This is a genomic window from Pseudoalteromonas luteoviolacea (genome assembly GCF_018100925.1).
GTDB lineage: Bacteria > Pseudomonadota > Gammaproteobacteria > Enterobacterales > Alteromonadaceae > Pseudoalteromonas > Pseudoalteromonas obscura.
This window is the reverse complement of sequence record NZ_JAGJEH010000005.1, coordinates 284,855-303,708: the sequence shown is the minus strand read 5'-3', so window position 1 is coordinate 303,708 and position 18,854 is coordinate 284,855. Positions and strand designations below refer to the sequence as shown.

Here is an 18,854-nt window from a genome sequence, read left to right as displayed (position 1 = left end):
CCATTTGAGCGGCTTCGGCCGCTTTTAACCACAATATAATAAGGAAAGTTATGAACTACCGAGCTACTCTCCCCCTGCTTGCTTTTTGCTACGCCAACATGGCATGCGCCAACCCTGTTGTCGACTCAAAAGAGTACAAACTCATGTTAGACACGAGCTTATTCACCAAATCAACAGAGTTGTCAGATGTAAACAGCGTATTCACAGAGCTGGCGTCTCTCGCTCGCCAAGCTACCAGCAAAAATACGACTGGTTCAGTATTTTTGGCAAAAACGCGCGAGGTCACTTTTTATGACATCATCCATGAATGTACTCTCGCAAAACTAGGTTATGTGTTTAGAGAAAGAACAGATCAAGATGGATCTGAGGTCACGTTAAAATACCGCCATACCGATCGTTACCTATCTGCATTTGAAGACTTATCTGCCGACTCTAATGAAGCAAAAACTAAGCTCGAAGCCGACTACAGTATTGCGGCATCAGGAAATTGGAAGGTCACCTACAGTCATTCTACCAAAACCCCTAACACACGTAATATCAATGAAGTAAAAGATATTAACTATCACTTTTCGGGATTTCACCAAAAATACCAGCTTTCAAGCTCCCTACCTTTACAGGCGGTTTCTGGATTAGCAATCTCTGAATATGTTTACGAAGGCATTGTGATTGATTTAGGCGAACAAGACGCGGAGTTTGCACTGACACTCTGGTACACCGCCCAGCAATCAAATACCCCTTTAATTGCCGAATTATCATTTAAGTACCAAGATAATCAGGGAGATTACAGCCAAAAGGTTGCATCACGTGCGGCCGATTTATTTGACAAGCTGGCAAGCGAACACAGTGCTGTTAACGCCCTTAGCCTAACCAAAACCCAGTTTGTCTATCAGTATCAGCCTAGTTTCTGTGCTGAAAATTAAACAATTCGTCTTCTTCCTGCAATGCACTACTTGGTCATTTAAATAATAAAAAATGCATCAGAAACGCAATAAAAATAGATAATTCAACCCAAGAGTTTAAGGGGTATTTATAATTAAAAATACTATGGACATGCTTAATAAAATTAAAAGTGGCCAAGTAAAGTTCATATTTAAGACTTCATGAACTTCGCATGATTGCACGTTGAATACATAGTTAATAATTCAACGTTAAGCCATATAACCGTCATAAATACATTTAACAATACTAATTTACAACTCTTAATTATTGTTAATTTGAAAAGATTAATATCACAATCAAGGAAATCAATTATGCACGTTTCTCTGTTGAAAACTTCAGTGTTGTCTATGGCTATATTGTTCAACTCAATAGCCAGCGCCGATGTAACCACTAGAGGTCATGTTTTGACCAGCACCATCTGGAATACCAACAGCATTCATGTCTGCTGGGAAAACCTCAATGACTCGACAGCAGCAGATAGAGCATCAGTACGGGAAGCTGTCGAAAACTCTTGGGAAGCCAATTCAAACGTAAACTTTTTTGGTTGGAATGAATGTGAAAGAAGCTCAGATGGCATCAGGATTCAAGTGGCTGATAGCACAGAATTTGGAGCGCATGTAGACGGGCTAGGCACCAGAATACGTGGGCGTCAAAATGGTATGAGTTTAAACTTCACATATGAGAATTGGAATCAAAACTGTCAATCCTCCCGCAGGTGGTGCAATGAAGTTATCGCTGTACATGAGTTTGGTCATGCCCTTGGGTTTGCTCACGAACAAAATAGACAAGACACACCGGATACATGCGATGAGCCTACACAAGGGACAAATGGCGATATCGACATTGGCCGCTGGGACTTGAGCTCTGTCATGAATTACTGTAATCCGCAATACAATGGTAATGGCGAACTAAGTGAGACGGATATTTTGATGGTGCGCACATTTTACGGCCCCGAAGTACAAACTAGCGTATTGTTAGACAACGACCATTATTCCGTATACGTTGGCAGTAACCTTACGATTAACGCCGCCTATTCAATAGAAGATATCGTAGATTCAACCTCTTGGTTGTGGTCTTTAGGAGATGGAGCGAGTTCAAGCTCGCAGAATTCTGTAACTCATAGCTATGCCAATAAAGGACGTTACAATGTGACGGTTTCTGTATCTGACTCCGAAGGGTATTCTGCGGATAAAAGCGCTGAAGTTTATGTTTATGGTTTCGAGGCATTGCTCCCTGCAATCAACATGATGATGTTTTGATTTTATAACCGAATGTGTTGCAGTTATTATTGAAAAGTGATGGCTGCATCACGGCAATCATCATAAATTGAAAGAGGCTAGGAATGTACATTTCTTGTTTTCAAATTGTATTATATAAATACCTAACTACAAATAAGTCACAACCTAAATGAGCGCGCTGTATGGCCTCCGTTCATTTATTACAAAAATATAATAGCGTTATCTATTCACCAAACTAACGATTATAACTATGGAGAGATCATGAAATTTATTTTTTTAACTGCCGCACTTGCTTCACTTTTTTCTTTTAATGCCGCTGCCGAGTGTGCAGGAGTAAGCTGTACTAATGTCAAAATCACAAGAATTGTTACTATAGCTAAAGGCGGCGTATCCGTAAGTACTTCTGGTGACGAATCAAAGCTATCATGCAATGCTGGAAGCTCTGGTTATATAAAATTACGCCCTGAAGACTCAAATTATAACGCCGTGTATTCGCTTTTATTAACAGCCCATACTACAGGCCACCCTATTTGGATAAGAACATCGGAAAGTGGTGAGTGCTCACTTGTCTATGCGGTATCTGATAAATAGACATTAGTAAATGGAACCAGCCACTTTAGCATATGTGTATACATAAGGCATGGTTCCTTTTATTATCTAACAGACAGTACTTTAGCTTATAAACATATATTTATAACTTCCTTATTAATGAACAATTAGCTCCCCTCCAGCTCAAAAATATAAACCAAGGCTAAATCCATTTACGCCGCGTGCTCACTAAAATTAACCAACAAATTAATTGCAGGAAAAGTTGAAAGCCATGCTTTGCCACTTCTTCTTCAAATCAAAAAATATATAGATAACTGAAGACAAAGTGATACTCTGTAGAGAGAGGAAGACATAGAAGGTTAACCACACCTTATAAAAAAGGTTAACACTATTTAGCGCTAAATTTACCTAAGTATTTCCCCCCAAAACTGTAAGCTTTATGCAAATAAAAAATGAAAAACTAAGAAGTTAATATGAAAAACAACGTAGTAATAAGACAAGCAAATGACCATGACAGAGCGTTTATTTTTGAGCTTTCTCCTTCTTTAGCTGAGGTTGCAAAATTAGATTGGCATACTGATGAAGCGATCCAAAAAATGCAAGACGATTACATTACACAAATGCTCTCAAAGACATCAGTTCCAAATACCACTTTGATTGCCGAGGTTCACAATACGCCTCAAGGTTTTGTACATGTTCGAATGCACCAAGATGGCATTACTGGCGAAACATGCGGTACCGTTCCACTGCTCGCCGTATCATCCAAATCTCAAGGGCTAGGTATTGGAAAATTATTAATGGCCAGCGCCGAAGAGTGGGTCAAAAGCCAAGGGTGTCGATTATTACACCTCGAAGTATTTGCCAATAACCTAAAAGCCAATCAGTTTTATGAAAATTTAGGTTTTAAGCCTGAAATGTTACATATGATTAAAAGTATATAAGGTCGTTATCGACCTTCATGTTTTGGGCGGTGTTGCCCTGCTAGATGGAGATCCCTTTCAATCACTCTGGCAAAATGGGACATAAGCTACGCAAGACCTAAAACCTGTTGGTGTGTAGAGCAGCTACGAAAACCACAGACACACAATGCGCAATGACAACTTTGAATTGAAGGCAAACTCGATACTTCGATTACCTATTGTCATGCGGCCCATTAGATCTTCGCAGCGTTAATATCGCCTCTTTCGATGAGTCGCATTTGTTTTCAAAATTTATACAGATTGCGCTTGCTAAGTATCACAGCGCTGTGGATACTAATGACGCATTGGGATTATTGCTAATAAGGGATAATGCCGTAATCAGCCCACAAAGAGACACTCGCCGCCAACGCTCAACCATGCCATAACGGTCTGTGTTTCATGGTATGCGAAAAGTCTATCCCAACCGTTAAGTGCACAAGGAGGCATTGGTGAATTGTTTAGTTGTTTTAGCCCACCCACTGGAAAACAGTTTATGTAAACACTTGGCCGAAAAAGCAATTAACCGCTTAGAGTCCAAAGGCTACACCGTCACTGTTAAGGATCTCTATCAAGAAAAGTTTGATCCTGTGTTGACCAAAGGAGAGCGAGAGAGTTATTACCAAAGCCAATTTGACCAGTCACAAATCGAGTTAGATATTGCTCAGCTAAAACAAGCTGAGTCGTTAGTTTTGATTTTCCCCACCTGGTGGTTTAGTTTCCCCGCAATTTTGAAAGGCTGGTTTGACCGCATATGGGCACCAGGACATGCTTACGAACATGCTTCCGATTATGGACCGATAAAACAATCCCTAAACAATCTCAAGGAAATGACTGTTATCACTACCCTTGGCTCGCCTTGGTGGGTGGACTTTTTTATCTTAAGAAAACCTGTAAAAAAAGTTCTAAAAATCGCGTTGCTTGGCGCCTGCGCAAAAAACTGTAATTTCAAAATGCTGTCACTATACAAAAGCGAAAGCCTTACAGAAGCTCAAATTGCCAAGTTTGTAAAGAAAATAGAAGCTAGGTTATAAATCACACAAAATTTGGATATTATAAGAAGAGATGGACTCTTGGCCCAAAATAAGGCTTTCGTACCTATCCAGTAACCTGAATAAGTTTGTATCCTACAAAGTAGCTAGGTGTATAAAAGGTGTTTAGATGTCTTCCATAGAAATAACAACTCACAACTTCATTATTCGCCCTTTTGAACGAAAAGACTTGGTGAAATTTGCGAACTACCGAGCATCAGAATCAGTCGCTAGATACCAGAGCTGGGCAGATTACACCTATCAAGATGCGATTAAGCTATTTGAGAGTATGGATTACGCCACTTTTGGCGCTGCTGGACAATGGTATCAATTAGCTATTTCAGATAAGAGTAATGATGCCATAGTTGGAGATCTCGCTATTCATTTCATTGATGCTGAACAAGTTGAAATTGGTTTTACTGTCGCACCTGAATTTCAAGGTAAAAATGTGGCGACAGAAGCGATCTCTGGCCTAATAAACTATCTGTTCGGCTGTTTAGGTAAGCACAGAATCATTGCTACGACCGATACAAGAAATATTGCTTCTTATAAGTTACTCGAGAAGATGGGCTTTCGTCGAGAAGGCCACTTTATAAAAAATATATTCTTTAAAGGTGAATGGAGTGATGAATACCAATATGCCTTGCTGCGTTCAGAGTCGAAAATTATATAACAAAGCATTGGGAAAAGGTCACAGACAGATGATGCATACACAATTTACAGACAGATTAAACTTGGCTTAGCAGTCGAACTGCTGATGCTTTATCAAGAATTTCAACTAGAGAAAAGTGCACACGCGACAGCCCTTAATATGAATGAGCCTTTACCTGCCAGACTTGATTTTTATGGTTGCATCAAACGAGACATTGAATAACTGCGGTGTGCCAAAAGCGGTCATTGGGTAGATATAAGTCAATGATTCTGATTTCATTAATTTCAGCACAAAAATTATGCTGCCTTAACCAGTTTAATCAGCACAATTGGTTACTTTCTTAATCACCACTCAATCTCATAAACTACTGCTTTTTAGACAAATGACAAATGTCATGTTTTTTTCATGACATTACTCCATTACTTACATCTAGCGTTTTCTCAATAATACCCACATCAATAAAGCGCTAGGGGCTAATATGCATCACTCACTATCTATTGTTTTAATCTTATTCACCACTATTTTGTCAGGCTGTACCAACTTTATCTGTCAGCAAGAAATAAGAGAAGTCAAAGATTTTGACAGTATTGTTGTTGGTGGACTTGCTGATGTCTTTATCACTCAATCCGATCATCAACAAATCAAAGTATTCGCCCGTGGCATACCCATAACAGATGTAATCACACACATTGAAAATGGCACCTTAACCGTGACCACCCAAGGCTACCACAGTGGTGAGTCGGTAAAAGTTTACGTGTCATACAAAAAATTAAAAAACATTAAAACCTCTGGTTCTGCCACATTAACAGGCGAAAACCAATTGATCGCAGACCAAATCTCTATTGAGACCACAGGATCCGGCGATATCACAAGCTTATCCTTAACTGCCAAACAACTCAGTGTACAAACTAACGACACTGCTAACGCGAATCTTGTCGTTCAAGTAGAAAACTCAAACATAGAAATGAATGACGCTGGTGACCTTGATATCCGTGGAGTGGCTAAACTACAGCAACTGCGTTCGAACGGCTCCAGAGGTACTTTGAACAACACCAAATTAAAATTTAATTAAGACCAATAGCCGGAGAAAAGTTATGAAAAAGCTCTTTGCATATCTGTTAGTATTTTTAATTATTTCTGGTTTAGCGTTGGTGCTAGCGTATAAACACGACCTGTACACTTGGGAAAAACCGCAACAAAATATGTGGATACAAGGCGGCACTTTATTTGACGCCACCTCAGAATTTGCAACAAGCAACCCGGGCATATTGGTAGCTGATGGTAAAATCGCTTGTCTTGGAGAAAGTTGTAATGTTACGGAAGCAACTTTGATAATTGACGCCACGGGAAAGTCAATTATGCCTGGTCTAATTGATTTGCATGGCCACTTCTTTGGGGGGAAAGAACAATCCAAACATGACAACATGCTAAATACAATTTGGGCTCAACTTCGCTTTTTACCCAGTGTTAGACAAGACCTAATCCAAGCTGGCGTAACCAGTTATCGTTCGCTTGGAGACATAGCGCCAGCCATCTTTGATTTAAAAAAATCATTGTCTCAAGATAAATTAGCTGGTCCTCGATTATTTGTCGCGGGCCCAATTTTTACCGTTGCAGGTGGTCACCCCACCCAACGTAAAGACATTCCAGCCTGGGTACTAAAACAAATGACTTTTCAGTCAGATTCACCAGAGCAGATCACAACACAAATCGAACAGTTAATGTCACAAGGGATTGACGGTATTAAGGTTGTTTATCAAGGTCACACCGACAGCGTTAATGATATTGAAATGCCTCGAATGTCTCGGGAAACACTGGCTACTATCACCTCGCTTGCAGAAAAGAATGGCCTTTGGGTCGCGGCGCACACAGGTGGTCAAAACGAAACAATCGAAGCAATTAACACTGGGGTGACAAGTGTTGAACACGGTATTCGACATGGAAACATCATTCGCCAAGAAACTCTTGATGCTGTTACAAACAATCAAGTGACTTATGTTCCCACGCTCGCCCGAGAGCCAAAGGGTCACTTAAACATCCCACACTTGGCACAATCTGATGTCATGTTAGGAGTTGGCACTGATTCACCGGTAAAAGTACATGGTCAATACAGTTATCATATGGAATTAAAACGTTTAGTTGATGCTGGTTTAAGTGATACTCAAGCCGTTATCGCCGCGACAAGAAATGGCGCAATAGCCCTTAAAAAGTCAAAGCAACTTGGAACCATTGAACAGGGAAAACTTGCCGATATCCTCATAATAAATGGCTATCCGTGGGATAATATTAGGGATATAGAGAAAATCGACACCGTCATAATCAACGGCCGTATCGGGCATACCATTAACTAAGCTGACAGAGACAGACTTGTCGTTCTTGATTACATTAGCGGATTACAAAGACACCAGAACCATGAAATACCGTGAGAGGAGTTAAGCCTCTCACCCTACATTAATCTTATATTTTTAAGCTTATTTTTTGGCTACTTGCACTATTTTCGGTTGCGGTGTCGAAGCGGTTATTATGAGATTGGATTTCCTATTACTACTCATTTTATCGACTACCCTAGGCCGCTTGCATCTGCCTCTAAGGTAAAGTCTAAGCTTGTTCACCTAAACTGTAAGATCAGGTATGAGCCACTACACTTGTTACGTGTTAACAACGCTATGCTACACATGCTCACTCCCTGATTTCCTAGAAAGCTCAATCTCCCTTAACTCGGAGTCAAACCCAGACTCAAAATGCCACTTGAAGCTTTCACGTATTTCATCTCGAAGCTGCTGTTGCTTTACCCCTGAGTTATCTTTGTTTGCATCAATTTGCTCTGCGAGGTTATCAATTGTCGTCTTCCCAGTGTCGTCATTCACCTCAATCCACTGCTGCCAAACATCAGCTCTGTCAGATGCATCAACGTCACGTAATAACTGTGCAGCCTCATTTAGAAAATCAGCACCCTGGGTTTTATGCAAAGCTAATATATCCGCCATCATGCTCTGGCGCTGCTCATCAGAGTCCGTATTATAGGCGTAATAAAGCTTAACAAGGTGCTTGTCCTCACTATCTTGGTTTTTACTCGCATGATAAAAAGACGTAAATTCCAGTTTGTCCGATTGCGCCCCAAACAGTTCGAAGAGTGCGTCTGTCTGCTCACTTGGTTCACTAAGTAGGTTAATAAAAGCCCCTTTCTCATGCTTCGACGAGAGTGCGGCCATATCGACTATGCCGCGAACAGCTAAGTAGCTACGCCCTTCTATATTTTGGCCCAGCATAGTTAATTCATCTGAAGTTAGCTGCTCGGCAGCCTTAGTTAAACGCTTAACCATCTGTGCACCGATTTGGTCATCGCTAATAAACCCTTCCGTGGGGTGTTCATAATCAGGCTTATACAAGCGTTTGTTCTCAGTTGTGCCCCACATAATCCCCGGCGGGTAGCGCTTGCTCACAGACCTTTCAAGTAACTCTTGCTCGCCAATATCAAGCAATTGCTTGGTCAAGCCTAGTGTAGTTTTAAGTTTGTCATCCGACATGGTCGCCAATCCATGTACATAGTCAATAATTTGCTCTGGCATATAGTTTTGATTTAGCACTTGATCTTTATGAAGTGAAAACGCGCTATCAATTACCGTTTCGATTTGTTGCGTTGTAAGCTTATCAGTGAGATCTAAAAATGATTCATCAACAGGTAAATAACGCAATTTGTCTTGGTGTTCCATAGACACGCTCTCAAATACTGCCATAAATTCATTGACCTGTTCTGGAGAGTTAAGTTTGCTATAGCCAATAAGCTGCCCTTCACCATTGACTTTAGCGGCATCGACTAGGTCAGCCGAATTCGCAAGACGTTTAGATGTGCTCAGCAGTGGATGCATTTTTTTTGACTCTGGCGAGAGCGAAACCTTATCAAGGCTTGCCGCCCCCTCATTTGAAGGTCGCCTAGGTTGCTTGGGAGTATACGCGAGTGAATAAACAGCCATTTGGCTGTTCGAAGTTACTTTCATACTTATCCTTATAATCCAGTTATTTCTCGATATCGGCAGGTCGGCTCAGAGCTTAAGGTGGGGAGCAAGATTAATTGCGCTAAATCAATTTTTTAAGGGAGTTCAATTGCTGTCTTCAATCGACTCACTGGGGTCCGTCAAAACACCTGACCATTTTTGTTTAATGTGTTTTAAGGTGCCATTTTTTGAGATCCGCTGGCGGCCTAGATCAAATTGTTTCAATAATTTTTTCGCCATTGGATTGGCATAATAAGCAGCGATAAACTCTTTGTTGCTGTCAAACATAGGTAATTTAGTGAATTCTGCTTCAAGGTTATGCCGTTGCAATACAATGTCCCATATGCCTTCATACCCAGCAAATCCATGAACCCGGTTACTCTTAAGCATTTCAAACCCTTGAATGATTTTACCAACATCATACTTTTTTATACCTGTTGCCGCTTCCCATTGAGCGCCGTAATTAAACCCGCGCATTTGTGCGATGGTTTTTCCGTTCAAAGTATCCAATGAATTCCAATCAAATGACTGTTCTTTTAAAACATAAACGCGGTAATAGACGGTATTTACGTACTCTTTAGAGTACTTATATATTTTTAGGCGCTCTTCGCTAATGCTCACAGGAAAAATTAAGTCAACTCGCCCACTCTCAAGGTAAGTTAATGCCCTCGCCCAAGGTACGACCCAAAGTTCAACAGTGTAGCCCATCTCGTGAAAACTTTCGCGTACAACATCCCATGCAAACCCTTGAAAGTTAGGACTATCTTCACCTGGTGCGACACGCGCTACATGTGTGTCACCCTGATCTAAAAAGCCAAATGGAGGATAATCTGGAAGAGTTATAACAGACACGGTTTTAGCTGCATGACAAGCATAACCAAAAAATAAACATATCAGGATAAATGCTCGTAACAACAGGGCCATTTTGCCGCCTATAAAAATGTCTCTCTTACTGAGCTTAGTTAAGTTCGAAACATCTGACAAAACAAATATGACCGTATTACTATAATTTCACCTTTTTTACCTAGCATATTTGGGACCATGTTCTCAATTAAAAACTAGATATTATGTGCGACTTGAATACAGGCTCTGTATTATGCTGGCAAACACAGTACCTTCTTTTTCTATTTGGAAGACCCAAATAAAAAAACCTCAATGGGAATTATATGAGTTTTACGCAAATTGGTTATGTAGTTGTCTTATGCATGAGTTTATGGCTAGGTGCAGCCTATGCTGCAGAGCACCGCTTGCCACAGCATTTATCACTGCAACAACAAATAGTGCATTTAGAGTTGGACCCTAATAAGGTTACACTTATAGGTTCTACAACGCTTGAGTTTAAGTTAGAAAAGCCCAGTCAAATACTGGCTTATCACAGTAAAAACCTGAATATCAAAGAAGTGCAACTTATTTATCAAGGTAAGCACTGGTCACTCCCCGTCACCTCCCCCAACCGATATGAAATTATTGAGCATGAATTACCTCTAGTGGTGGAAAGTTCTGCGCAATTACATATTGTCTATAGCGCACGGTATTCCCAACATGTTGAAGGGGTTTTTCAGGTTAAAGGTAACCAAGGCAACAATTATTTACTATCCCAATTCCAATCCATGGAAGCACGCAGGGTATTCCCAACGCTTGATGAGCCAGATAAAAAGACACAATTTACTTTTCACATTACTACGCCCAAAACTTATTCAGTACTACACAATACAAACTTAAGGTCGGTTGAACTCAGAGATAACATGAAGGTCTCGGAGTTTTCTACCACACCTCTTATGAACACAGATATTCTTACATTGGCCGTTGGAAAGTTTAAAACCCAAGCCTTTCCTGACACTCGTTTGAACACCAAGGTGTATAGCCCAGCTGGCAATCAAGTATCACTACCTGACTACTTCAGTAGTACAATAGAAGGCGCTCTCTCATTTCTTGAGCAATATTTAGCAAAGCCCTTTCCATTTAAACGATTGGACTTTGTTATCGGCAACTTCGGCAGTGTCGCAGCAATGGAAAACTTGGGTTTAATATCTTTAAATGAAAATCAAATTCCACAGCCAAACGCATCAATCCATGCACATTGCCAATTTAGAAAATTGCTTGCCCACGAAGTCGCACATAGCTGGTTTGGCAATGACATTACGATGGCATGGTACGATGATTACTGGCTCAATGAATCGTTCACCGAGTTTATTGCAGCCAAGGTGACTGAATCTCTTTACCCAAATGACGCTGCTTGTACCCATATTCCACAAGCAAAAGCGTTTTATGATGACAACAGCCATGCTTTACCGCTTATATTTGACGTTAAAAACCGCGAAGATACATTAGCCTATGGTCAATTGCACTACACCAAGGGCAGAGCAATCCTAGAAATGCTCGAACAAGCCGCTGGTGAGTCTGCTTTTCAGAAACACATTCAGCAATATGTACTTTCCTTCGCTGGTGGTAATGTCAGTACAACACAGTTTTCTGAATTGTTTAAAGCACGTGATTTACAACGCTTTATTGCTAGTTTTACACAAAGTACTGGCTTCCCTCTTATTTCTGTCTCTAAAAACAAACAACATTTGGTGTTTGAACAGCAAGATTGGTTAAACAGAGAAAATCAATTTTGGACTGTCCCACTGACCATCAAACTTTGGGATGGACGTAGCCTTTCTCAGCGTAAACTCACACTAGAAGGTGATCAGGAAACACTGTCAATCACACCCCAAACTAAAGCGGTATTCATCGATGCTGGTGGCGTCGGATATTTTCGCTATGTGGACAATACTGGGCTCGAAGAGTTTCCGTTTTCAAAATTGAACGCCTCTGAGCAGGCATCCTTTAGAGATAATCAACAAGCACTTGCTATAACTGGGTACATCAATTATATGGATTATATTCAAGGTATTGTAAAAGAGTTAAACCAACTCGATATTGATACCTCTGAAGCAAATGAGCTCATTGGTAAACTACTTGACGCATTTTTGGAACATGCACAACTCGGCAGCCAAGAAAAACTCGCCGACTACTTGAATAGGCATATAAAACACAAACTCGATTGGTCAGATATTCTCGCTCAACCATTTGGAGGGGATACACTTAAGCTATTCGGTCTATATTTAAAAAGACCTACTGCCATTGCTGCCGCATTGCACCATTATAGAAAACCGCACAGTCAATCACACGCATACTTTTCAGATATGGTATCCGTATTGGCAAACAGTGCCACAAAGTCAGAATATAAGCAGCTGATAAAACAGTTTAAGCAGATGCCCAGCTCTGTCAAAAACGATATGCTCTCCGCACTTGGCTATGTAAGTAGTGAAGAAAACGTTGCACTCTATTATGACCTGTTACTCAGTGATGCCACGCAAGGTATGGTAATAGACTATCGTTTTCAGTACCCAATTTTTAATCCTGCGCTTAGGCTAGCCAGTGCAAAACAAATAAAAAAGCGTGAATCAGAAATTTTTAAACGGGTTGCTCAATCTGCCCTGCAATGGTTTCCTTATAACTTTTTATTGGCCTGCTCAAGTGCTCAAAAGCACGCTGTTGAACAGTTATTTCTCGACTGGCAACACATCGAAGGGATCAAAGGGAAACTAGACATCGTGAAAGATAATATCGATCAATGTACACAAAGATCGCAAAAGATCAGCAAAAGTATCTCTGCTGCAAACTAAACCCTAAAAAGAGCTGGGACCAGCTCTTTTATTTACCTTATATCTAGCCAAAATACCTAACCAAACTCGCGTGCTTTTTTATAGGCAGTTCGCTCCTGAATGCGAGCAAGATATGATTGGATATTAGGCCTGTTTTCCAACAGTCCTAAACTGCCCGCTATCTCTAAAGATATCGCCATCATGATATCTGCCGCGCTAAATATAGCGCCAGCGAAATACGTGCGCTGCGCAAGTATTGAATCGATATAGCTCAAATCTAAATTCAGTTCCTTGGTTATATATCCATCTAGAGGCGCATTTCCAGATCGAGTTTCCATTTGCATTAACAAATGGGTGATCATAGGCAGCCCAAGTGACCCTTCAGCAAAATGCATCCACTCCAAATACGCATAATATTCACTACTTTGTTTGTCTGGGCGCAGGTGGTTTTGCGTACTCTGGTCAAGAATGTACTCCAATATAGCCCCAGACTCGCAAATTATATGGCCGTTGTGCTCTATAATTGGAGCCTTATTTAGAGGGTGGATCTTGCCAAGACTAGCTGGTGCCAGTTTAGTGGTTTCATCTCTCAGATATTGCACCACATGATATGGCATAGCCAGCTCTTCCAATAACCAAATAACGCGTGTTGAGCGGGATGCATTTAAATGGTGAACGGTTATCATTAATTAATTCTCTATCTATTCCGACATACGCTAACCTAGCGCGCAATCTTGCTCACTAATAACTCGCCAACAGCATGCGCACTGGCAGGGTTTTGCCCAGTGATAAGCCTATCATCTTCGATTACGAAGCTCTGCCAAGGTTGTACTTTGTTAAACTGAGCAGCCTTTCGCGTTAAAGACTCCTCAAGCAAAAAAGGAATGTCTTCAATGGTGCCAAAGTCCACTTCTTCCTCTCGCGTAAAAGACGTGACTTTTTTATCCGCTAACAATAACTCGCCAGAACTCAAAGTAATTGGCAAGAGCGCAGCAGGCCCATGACATACAGCAGCTATGATGCCGCCACTTTCATAATGCTTGGCCGCCAGTGAAGCCATCACCTTATCCTCGGCAAGATCATTTAGTAAACCAAAACCACCGGGGTAGAAAATAGCGTCATAGGATTCAATGTCGAGTTTAGAAATGACCTGCGTATTGTTCACTTTATCCATGAAATCAGGATTTGAGAGTACGTCAGAATTAACTTGATCATCTTCAATATCAGTACCATATAGTGGCACTTCGCCACCAGCGAGGGATGCTATGTCAAACCCGATATTGTGAGCATTTAGAATAGCGACAACATGTGTTAACTCAGGCGCATAGGTACCATTTGGCTGCTCTGTGCTACCTAACGTAGGGTGATTTGTTACAGGGATCAAAACTTTTTTCATCTTAATTGACCTTTGGCTTTTGTTATCTCGATAAGTACTTTATATTTTTTCTATATAAATGATAATTAGCTAAATTGGTTAAACTCTTTTGCTAATTAGCAATAATAGTAGACACTCATGAATACGTGGTAAGAAGTGGAGTCCAAATGGATAGTTTTGAGGGTATCTTTGAGTTTGTCGCTGTTGCAGAAAGCGGCGGGTTTTCCTCTGCTGCCAAAGTACTAAATTGCAGTACAAGTCATATAAGTCGGCAAGTTGCTCGTTTAGAACAACGAGTTGGGTGTAGTTTATTTGCACGTACAACAAGGCAGATAAACCTCACAGAAAATGGGACATTTTACTATCAACAAAGCAAACAACTGATCACAGGTTTACAGCAAGCAAACGAGCAATTAGCACAGCAACAATTTAACCTCAGTGGCACACTCAGAGTAAGCGCAGCAGGTGGATTTGCTGAAAACTATATTGCACCAGCCCTTATGGAGTTTGCAAAACTGCACCCCGAGCTATCTATCGACATTGATTTCAACAGTCGCATGGTCAATTTTGTTGAAGATGGTATAGACTTCGCTATTCGCTATGGTGAACTCAATGACTCGAATCTGATCGCACGTAAACTGGTGAGCCGTTCAATGATGGCAGTGGCCAGCCCAGCCTATTTAAAAGAGTATGGCACCCCTACTCACCCCTTGCAGTTAAAACAACACAACTGCGTAATTGCAAACAACGATAACTGGGTATTTCAAATTGACGATACTAAACACACAATAAAGGTGAAAGGCAATTGGCGCAGCAATAATGCCAATGTGGTTGTGTCTGCCTGTGCCGCAGGATTAGGTATTGCCTATATGCCACAGCGCACATTTGATAGTGCAATATCAGAGCGCACGCTCATACCCGTACTGGCGCCTTTTTGGAGTTCCGGCGCTACCAGCTGGATTGTCTATCAAAACCGTCAATTTCAGCCCCTTAGGACACGGCTTGCAATTGAATTCTTGCTCAAGTACTTTGAGCATTATTAAGGTCTCGAACTTTTATAGTCGCATACTCTCATGTGAGCGTCATATTCTGGGCAATGTTTGCCAGAGCACTGTGACCACTTAAAACACGGCTTTAGATTCAGTCAATATAAACCGCTCTCCCATTTCGATTATTTGATCCGTTAGGTAGCGACTAAGCAAATTCTGTATTTGTCACTAGGTCACTTCATAGAGTTCTAGTGGCAATCCATCCGGATCTTGGAAAAATGTAAACTTTTTACCTGTGTACTCATCTACTCTAACAGGCTCTGTAGACACTCCCTGTTCATGCAGATCTAAAATTGCGGCTTCAATATCAACTACTTTAAATGCGAGGTGACGAAGCCCTGCTGCTTCTGGCCTACTGGGTCGCTCTGGTGGTTCAGGGAAAGAAAAAAGCTCAATTTGGCTGCCATCTTCCAACGCTAAGTCAAGCTTATATGAATCTCTTTCCTGCCGATAGTTTTCAGCAACTATAGTGAAACCAAGTACTTCGGTGTAAAACGCTTTGGACCTTTTATAATCTGAACATATAACCGCCACGTGATGAAAGCCATTCAACATATTATCTACCGCCTAATGAAAGTTTATAGTTAGTGTTACGCTATCATTGGATATGATAGTAAAGGTAGACCTCACTGAAAAAACAACAAGCTCAAGCCAATCTTATTATAAATCTTTTAATATAAATAAAAAGCAAAAAGCAACGCACGCACCAAAAATAAAAATATACATTAATTACATCAACTTACACTTTCAAAACTCAACTGAAGCAGAGAAATAAAAAATAGAACAAAATATATACTTAACAAGAAAAGTATGAAAGTATGGGTAATGAGAGTTAAAAGATAAATATAAAAGGACATTGAATGAATAAAAACATAATAAAGGCAAGCATTTTATCAGCACTCAGTATAGTTACTTCAAGTGCTTACACTCACAACGAAAAAACACCCGAACAATTTTTAAACCAGCAAGAAAACCAATCAGCCTATTTACTTTACTTTAATAGCCCAGAGCAAAAAGCACATTATTCTGGGCTATACCATGAAAAAATAATTGATGCATCGCACAATGCATTTAAACTTTCATTAAACAAGGAGGAATATAATACTATACTTCAGACCGGAGTGATTATTGTCGAGCAAAATATAGCAAAACCTTTCGCCGCACCGACTCTGCCAAAAGCAATGAAAAGTATGTCCGCAACGCCTACATCAGGCGCTGAAGTATTGACTTCAATTCCAAATTTCCCTTGTTATCCAACCGTAGAAGAAACACATAAACGAGCTCAACAGCTCGCCGAAAAATACCCGGATTTTGTTGAGCTAAAAACCATAGGCCCATCTTGGGAAAAAAGCCAAAGTATAGGCGGCTACGACTTAACCGTCTTGGTGTTGAAAAACAAAAAACGTAATAAAAATAAACAACTTCCAGCTCTGTTTATGCAAAGTGTATTACATGCTAGAGAATACACCCCCGGAGCAACAACCCTGCGCCTCGCTGAGCACCTGTTAGAAAATAGAACGACGGATGCCGACATTCATTGGATTTTAAATCAAAGAGAGATCCACATTCTTCTGGTTGCCAACCCAGATGGACGTAAATATGCCGAGCAGGGTCTGCTATGGCGCAAGAATACCAATACAAGCTATTGTGCACAAAGCGAGCAAGACCGTGGTGTTGACCTAAATCGAAACTTTGACTTCGCTTGGGCGGCAACTTCAGGATCGACAGATGAACAATGCGCCAGTACATTCCATGGCCCAGTTCCCGCCTCTGAGCCTGAAACACAAGCTATTCAAGCTTATGTCAAAGCATTATTTGGAGACAACCGTGGTGACTCACTCACTGATGCTGCGCCATTAGATACTCCGGGCGTATTTATTGATATTCATAGCTTCAGCCGTTTTGTTATGTGGCCTTGGTCACACGACACGACGCCACCACCAAACGCGGCCGGATTGTCTATGTTAGGTCATAGAATGGCAGCTTACAACGATTACCTAGCGCTACAAATCAGTGAACAATTTAATGCCGGTGGTTCAGCTGACGGCTACGCATATGGCGAGTTAGGCGTGGCGGCTTATACGTTTGAACTCGGTTCAACCTTCTTCGAGAATTGCTCTAATTTCGAAGGGGAGATTTTACCCAATAACCTTCAGGCACTTATTTACGCTGCGAAAGTAGCGAAAAAACCATATAAGCTCTCAGGTGGACCACAAATTGTAGATTTCAGGTTAGAAGGCGCTGGGGAAACAGCTGTACCGGCAGGGACCCCGATAAACCTTATTGCTGACGTACATGATGATGCATTTGGCCCATCCCTATCTGGTGTTGCACCACCGAGCCAGGCTATCAAAAAAGTAAGGCTAACCGTCAGAAAACAAGGAGAAGGCCGGATCCAGCGCCTCATACTTCCCCCCGCTGACGGCATTTATGATTCCCCACGAGAAAAGATTAACTATGCCCTAGATACAAGTGATTGGGATGATGGCCGCTACACGGTCATTATTAAAGCGCAAGATACGACAGGGCAATGGGGCGTAAAATACGCCAAGTATTTAACCATTGATGATGATGCCAGTGAGCAAAACCAAGCGCCGATAGCTAACTTCACACCAAATTGCACATTTGGTGCGTGTAAATTTGACGCTTCCAACAGCACCGATGACAAAGCAGGCTTAAAATACCGCTGGTACATAAGCAATGACGCAACTCAGTTTGAGTACTTTGGTAAACAAATAGAGTTTGTCAATCGACGAGCGGGCACCTACAAAATTGCATTGGAGGTAGAAGATGCCAACGGAGTACGCGCCAACAAAGAGGTGACTATGGACTTACCGGGCACAGTTCCTCCCGTTGCGAATTTAACCTATCAGTGTAACGGCTTGACCTGCGAGTTTGACTCTTCAGGATCAACTGATGCTGATGGCCAGATAGTTAGGCGTTTATGGCGCATTGGCTCAGATGATAGATTTGCAGATGGTGACGTAAAGGTCACACGCACCTTCCCTGCCCCGGGTGATTATTTCGTTAGTGTTGTCGTACTCGATAACCATGGTGAATATGGCCAGGTTATTGAAACTATCACTGTTAAATAAAGCTAGCTTAACCCAAGGCAGCACATTAACTTGTGCTGCCAAATTTCACCGTTAAATATTTACCCTGCTGTAATTTATAGTTTAAAAATAAAAAACAGGCATTTACCACCTCTATATACTAAAAACCCACGAATCATTAAAAATCAATTAACAGAACCATTAAATATAAAATTAAAAACCACCACTCACAACATCACCAACTCAAATTAAATAAGCGAACCTCAAAACAAGTTCGTTAAATATTAATATAATTATAAAGAACCTCCTTTATATTTTTATTTAAATTTACCAATGCGTATATCCAATTTACTGCTATGCTTATTTT

Annotated in this window: 16 protein-coding genes; 11 read left to right on the top strand and 5 right to left on the bottom strand. The window is 41.0% G+C overall.

Translation table 11 applies throughout. The features are described 5' to 3' along the window. Positions 1–50: 50 nt before the first annotated feature. The 8 genes from J8M00_RS12800 to J8M00_RS12765 all read left to right on the top strand — a co-directional run bounded on the left by J8M00_RS12800 (position 51) and on the right by J8M00_RS12765 (position 7,716). Positions 51–920 (top strand): hypothetical protein, encoded by an 870-nt coding sequence (locus J8M00_RS12800; protein ID WP_211010666.1) that lies wholly within the window; start codon positions 51–53, stop codon positions 918–920. Between the two features lie 330 nt (positions 921–1,250). After that, the gene (locus J8M00_RS12795) at positions 1,251–2,198 is read left to right on the top strand and encodes a PKD domain-containing protein (RefSeq protein ID WP_211010665.1); all 948 of its coding nucleotides are present in this window, start codon (positions 1,251–1,253) and stop codon (positions 2,196–2,198) included. 240 nt (positions 2,199–2,438) lie between these two features. Continuing rightward, positions 2,439–2,768, top strand: a complete 330-nt coding sequence (locus tag J8M00_RS12790; protein ID WP_211010663.1) for a hypothetical protein — start codon at positions 2,439–2,441, stop codon at positions 2,766–2,768. A gap of 431 nt (positions 2,769–3,199) precedes the next feature. After that, positions 3,200–3,667, top strand: coding sequence for a GNAT family N-acetyltransferase (locus tag J8M00_RS12785; protein WP_211010661.1), 468 nt, complete (start codon positions 3,200–3,202; stop codon positions 3,665–3,667). Between the two features lie 467 nt (positions 3,668–4,134). Continuing rightward, complete coding sequence (locus J8M00_RS12780; protein WP_211010659.1) at positions 4,135–4,716, top strand: NAD(P)H-dependent oxidoreductase; 582 nt, start codon at positions 4,135–4,137, stop codon at positions 4,714–4,716. A 127-nt stretch (positions 4,717–4,843) separates the two neighbouring features. Further along, entirely contained in the window at positions 4,844–5,386 is a 543-nt protein-coding gene (locus J8M00_RS12775) for a GNAT family N-acetyltransferase (RefSeq protein WP_211010657.1), read from the top strand. 457 nt (positions 5,387–5,843) lie between these two features. Next, entirely contained in the window at positions 5,844–6,437 is a 594-nt protein-coding gene (locus J8M00_RS12770; RefSeq protein WP_211010655.1) for a GIN domain-containing protein, read from the top strand. A gap of 22 nt (positions 6,438–6,459) precedes the next feature. After that, the gene (locus tag J8M00_RS12765) at positions 6,460–7,716 is read left to right on the top strand and encodes an amidohydrolase family protein (RefSeq protein WP_211010653.1); all 1,257 of its coding nucleotides are present in this window, start codon (positions 6,460–6,462) and stop codon (positions 7,714–7,716) included. A gap of 318 nt (positions 7,717–8,034) precedes the next feature. On the opposite strand, the gene J8M00_RS12760 is transcribed toward J8M00_RS12765, so the two are convergent. Then, a complete protein-coding gene (locus tag J8M00_RS12760) occupies positions 8,035–9,363 on the bottom strand; it encodes a hypothetical protein (protein WP_211010651.1) in 1,329 nt (442 codons plus the stop codon). Between the two features lie 102 nt (positions 9,364–9,465). After that, positions 9,466–10,284 (bottom strand): substrate-binding periplasmic protein, encoded by an 819-nt coding sequence (locus tag J8M00_RS12755; protein WP_211010650.1) that lies wholly within the window; start codon positions 10,282–10,284, stop codon positions 9,466–9,468. Between the two features lie 242 nt (positions 10,285–10,526). On the opposite strand from J8M00_RS12755, the gene J8M00_RS12750 reads away from it, so the two are divergent. Then, the gene (locus tag J8M00_RS12750) at positions 10,527–13,031 is read left to right on the top strand and encodes a M1 family aminopeptidase (RefSeq protein ID WP_211010649.1); all 2,505 of its coding nucleotides are present in this window, start codon (positions 10,527–10,529) and stop codon (positions 13,029–13,031) included. Between the two features lie 56 nt (positions 13,032–13,087). Here the strand turns inward: J8M00_RS12750 and J8M00_RS12745 are convergent, their stop codons facing one another. Further along, positions 13,088–13,696, bottom strand: a complete 609-nt coding sequence (locus J8M00_RS12745; RefSeq protein WP_211010648.1) for a glutathione S-transferase family protein — start codon at positions 13,694–13,696, stop codon at positions 13,088–13,090. Positions 13,697–13,731: 35 nt separating this feature from the next. Next, complete coding sequence (locus J8M00_RS12740) at positions 13,732–14,406, bottom strand: type 1 glutamine amidotransferase domain-containing protein (RefSeq protein WP_211010647.1); 675 nt, start codon at positions 14,404–14,406, stop codon at positions 13,732–13,734. A 146-nt stretch (positions 14,407–14,552) separates the two neighbouring features. On the opposite strand from J8M00_RS12740, the gene J8M00_RS12735 reads away from it, so the two are divergent. Beyond that, positions 14,553–15,428, top strand: coding sequence for a LysR family transcriptional regulator (locus J8M00_RS12735; protein WP_211010646.1), 876 nt, complete (start codon positions 14,553–14,555; stop codon positions 15,426–15,428). Between the two features lie 174 nt (positions 15,429–15,602). On the opposite strand, the gene gloA2 is transcribed toward J8M00_RS12735, so the two are convergent. After that, positions 15,603–15,989, bottom strand: a complete 387-nt coding sequence (gene gloA2 / locus J8M00_RS12730) for an SMU1112c/YaeR family gloxylase I-like metalloprotein (protein WP_211010645.1) — start codon at positions 15,987–15,989, stop codon at positions 15,603–15,605. 305 nt (positions 15,990–16,294) lie between these two features. Between gloA2 and J8M00_RS12725 the strand changes: the two genes are divergently transcribed. After that, positions 16,295–18,529: a M14 family zinc carboxypeptidase gene (locus J8M00_RS12725; RefSeq protein ID WP_211010644.1), complete on the top strand. Its 2,235-nt coding sequence runs from the start codon at positions 16,295–16,297 to the stop codon at positions 18,527–18,529. Positions 18,530–18,854: the final 325 nt, after the last annotated feature.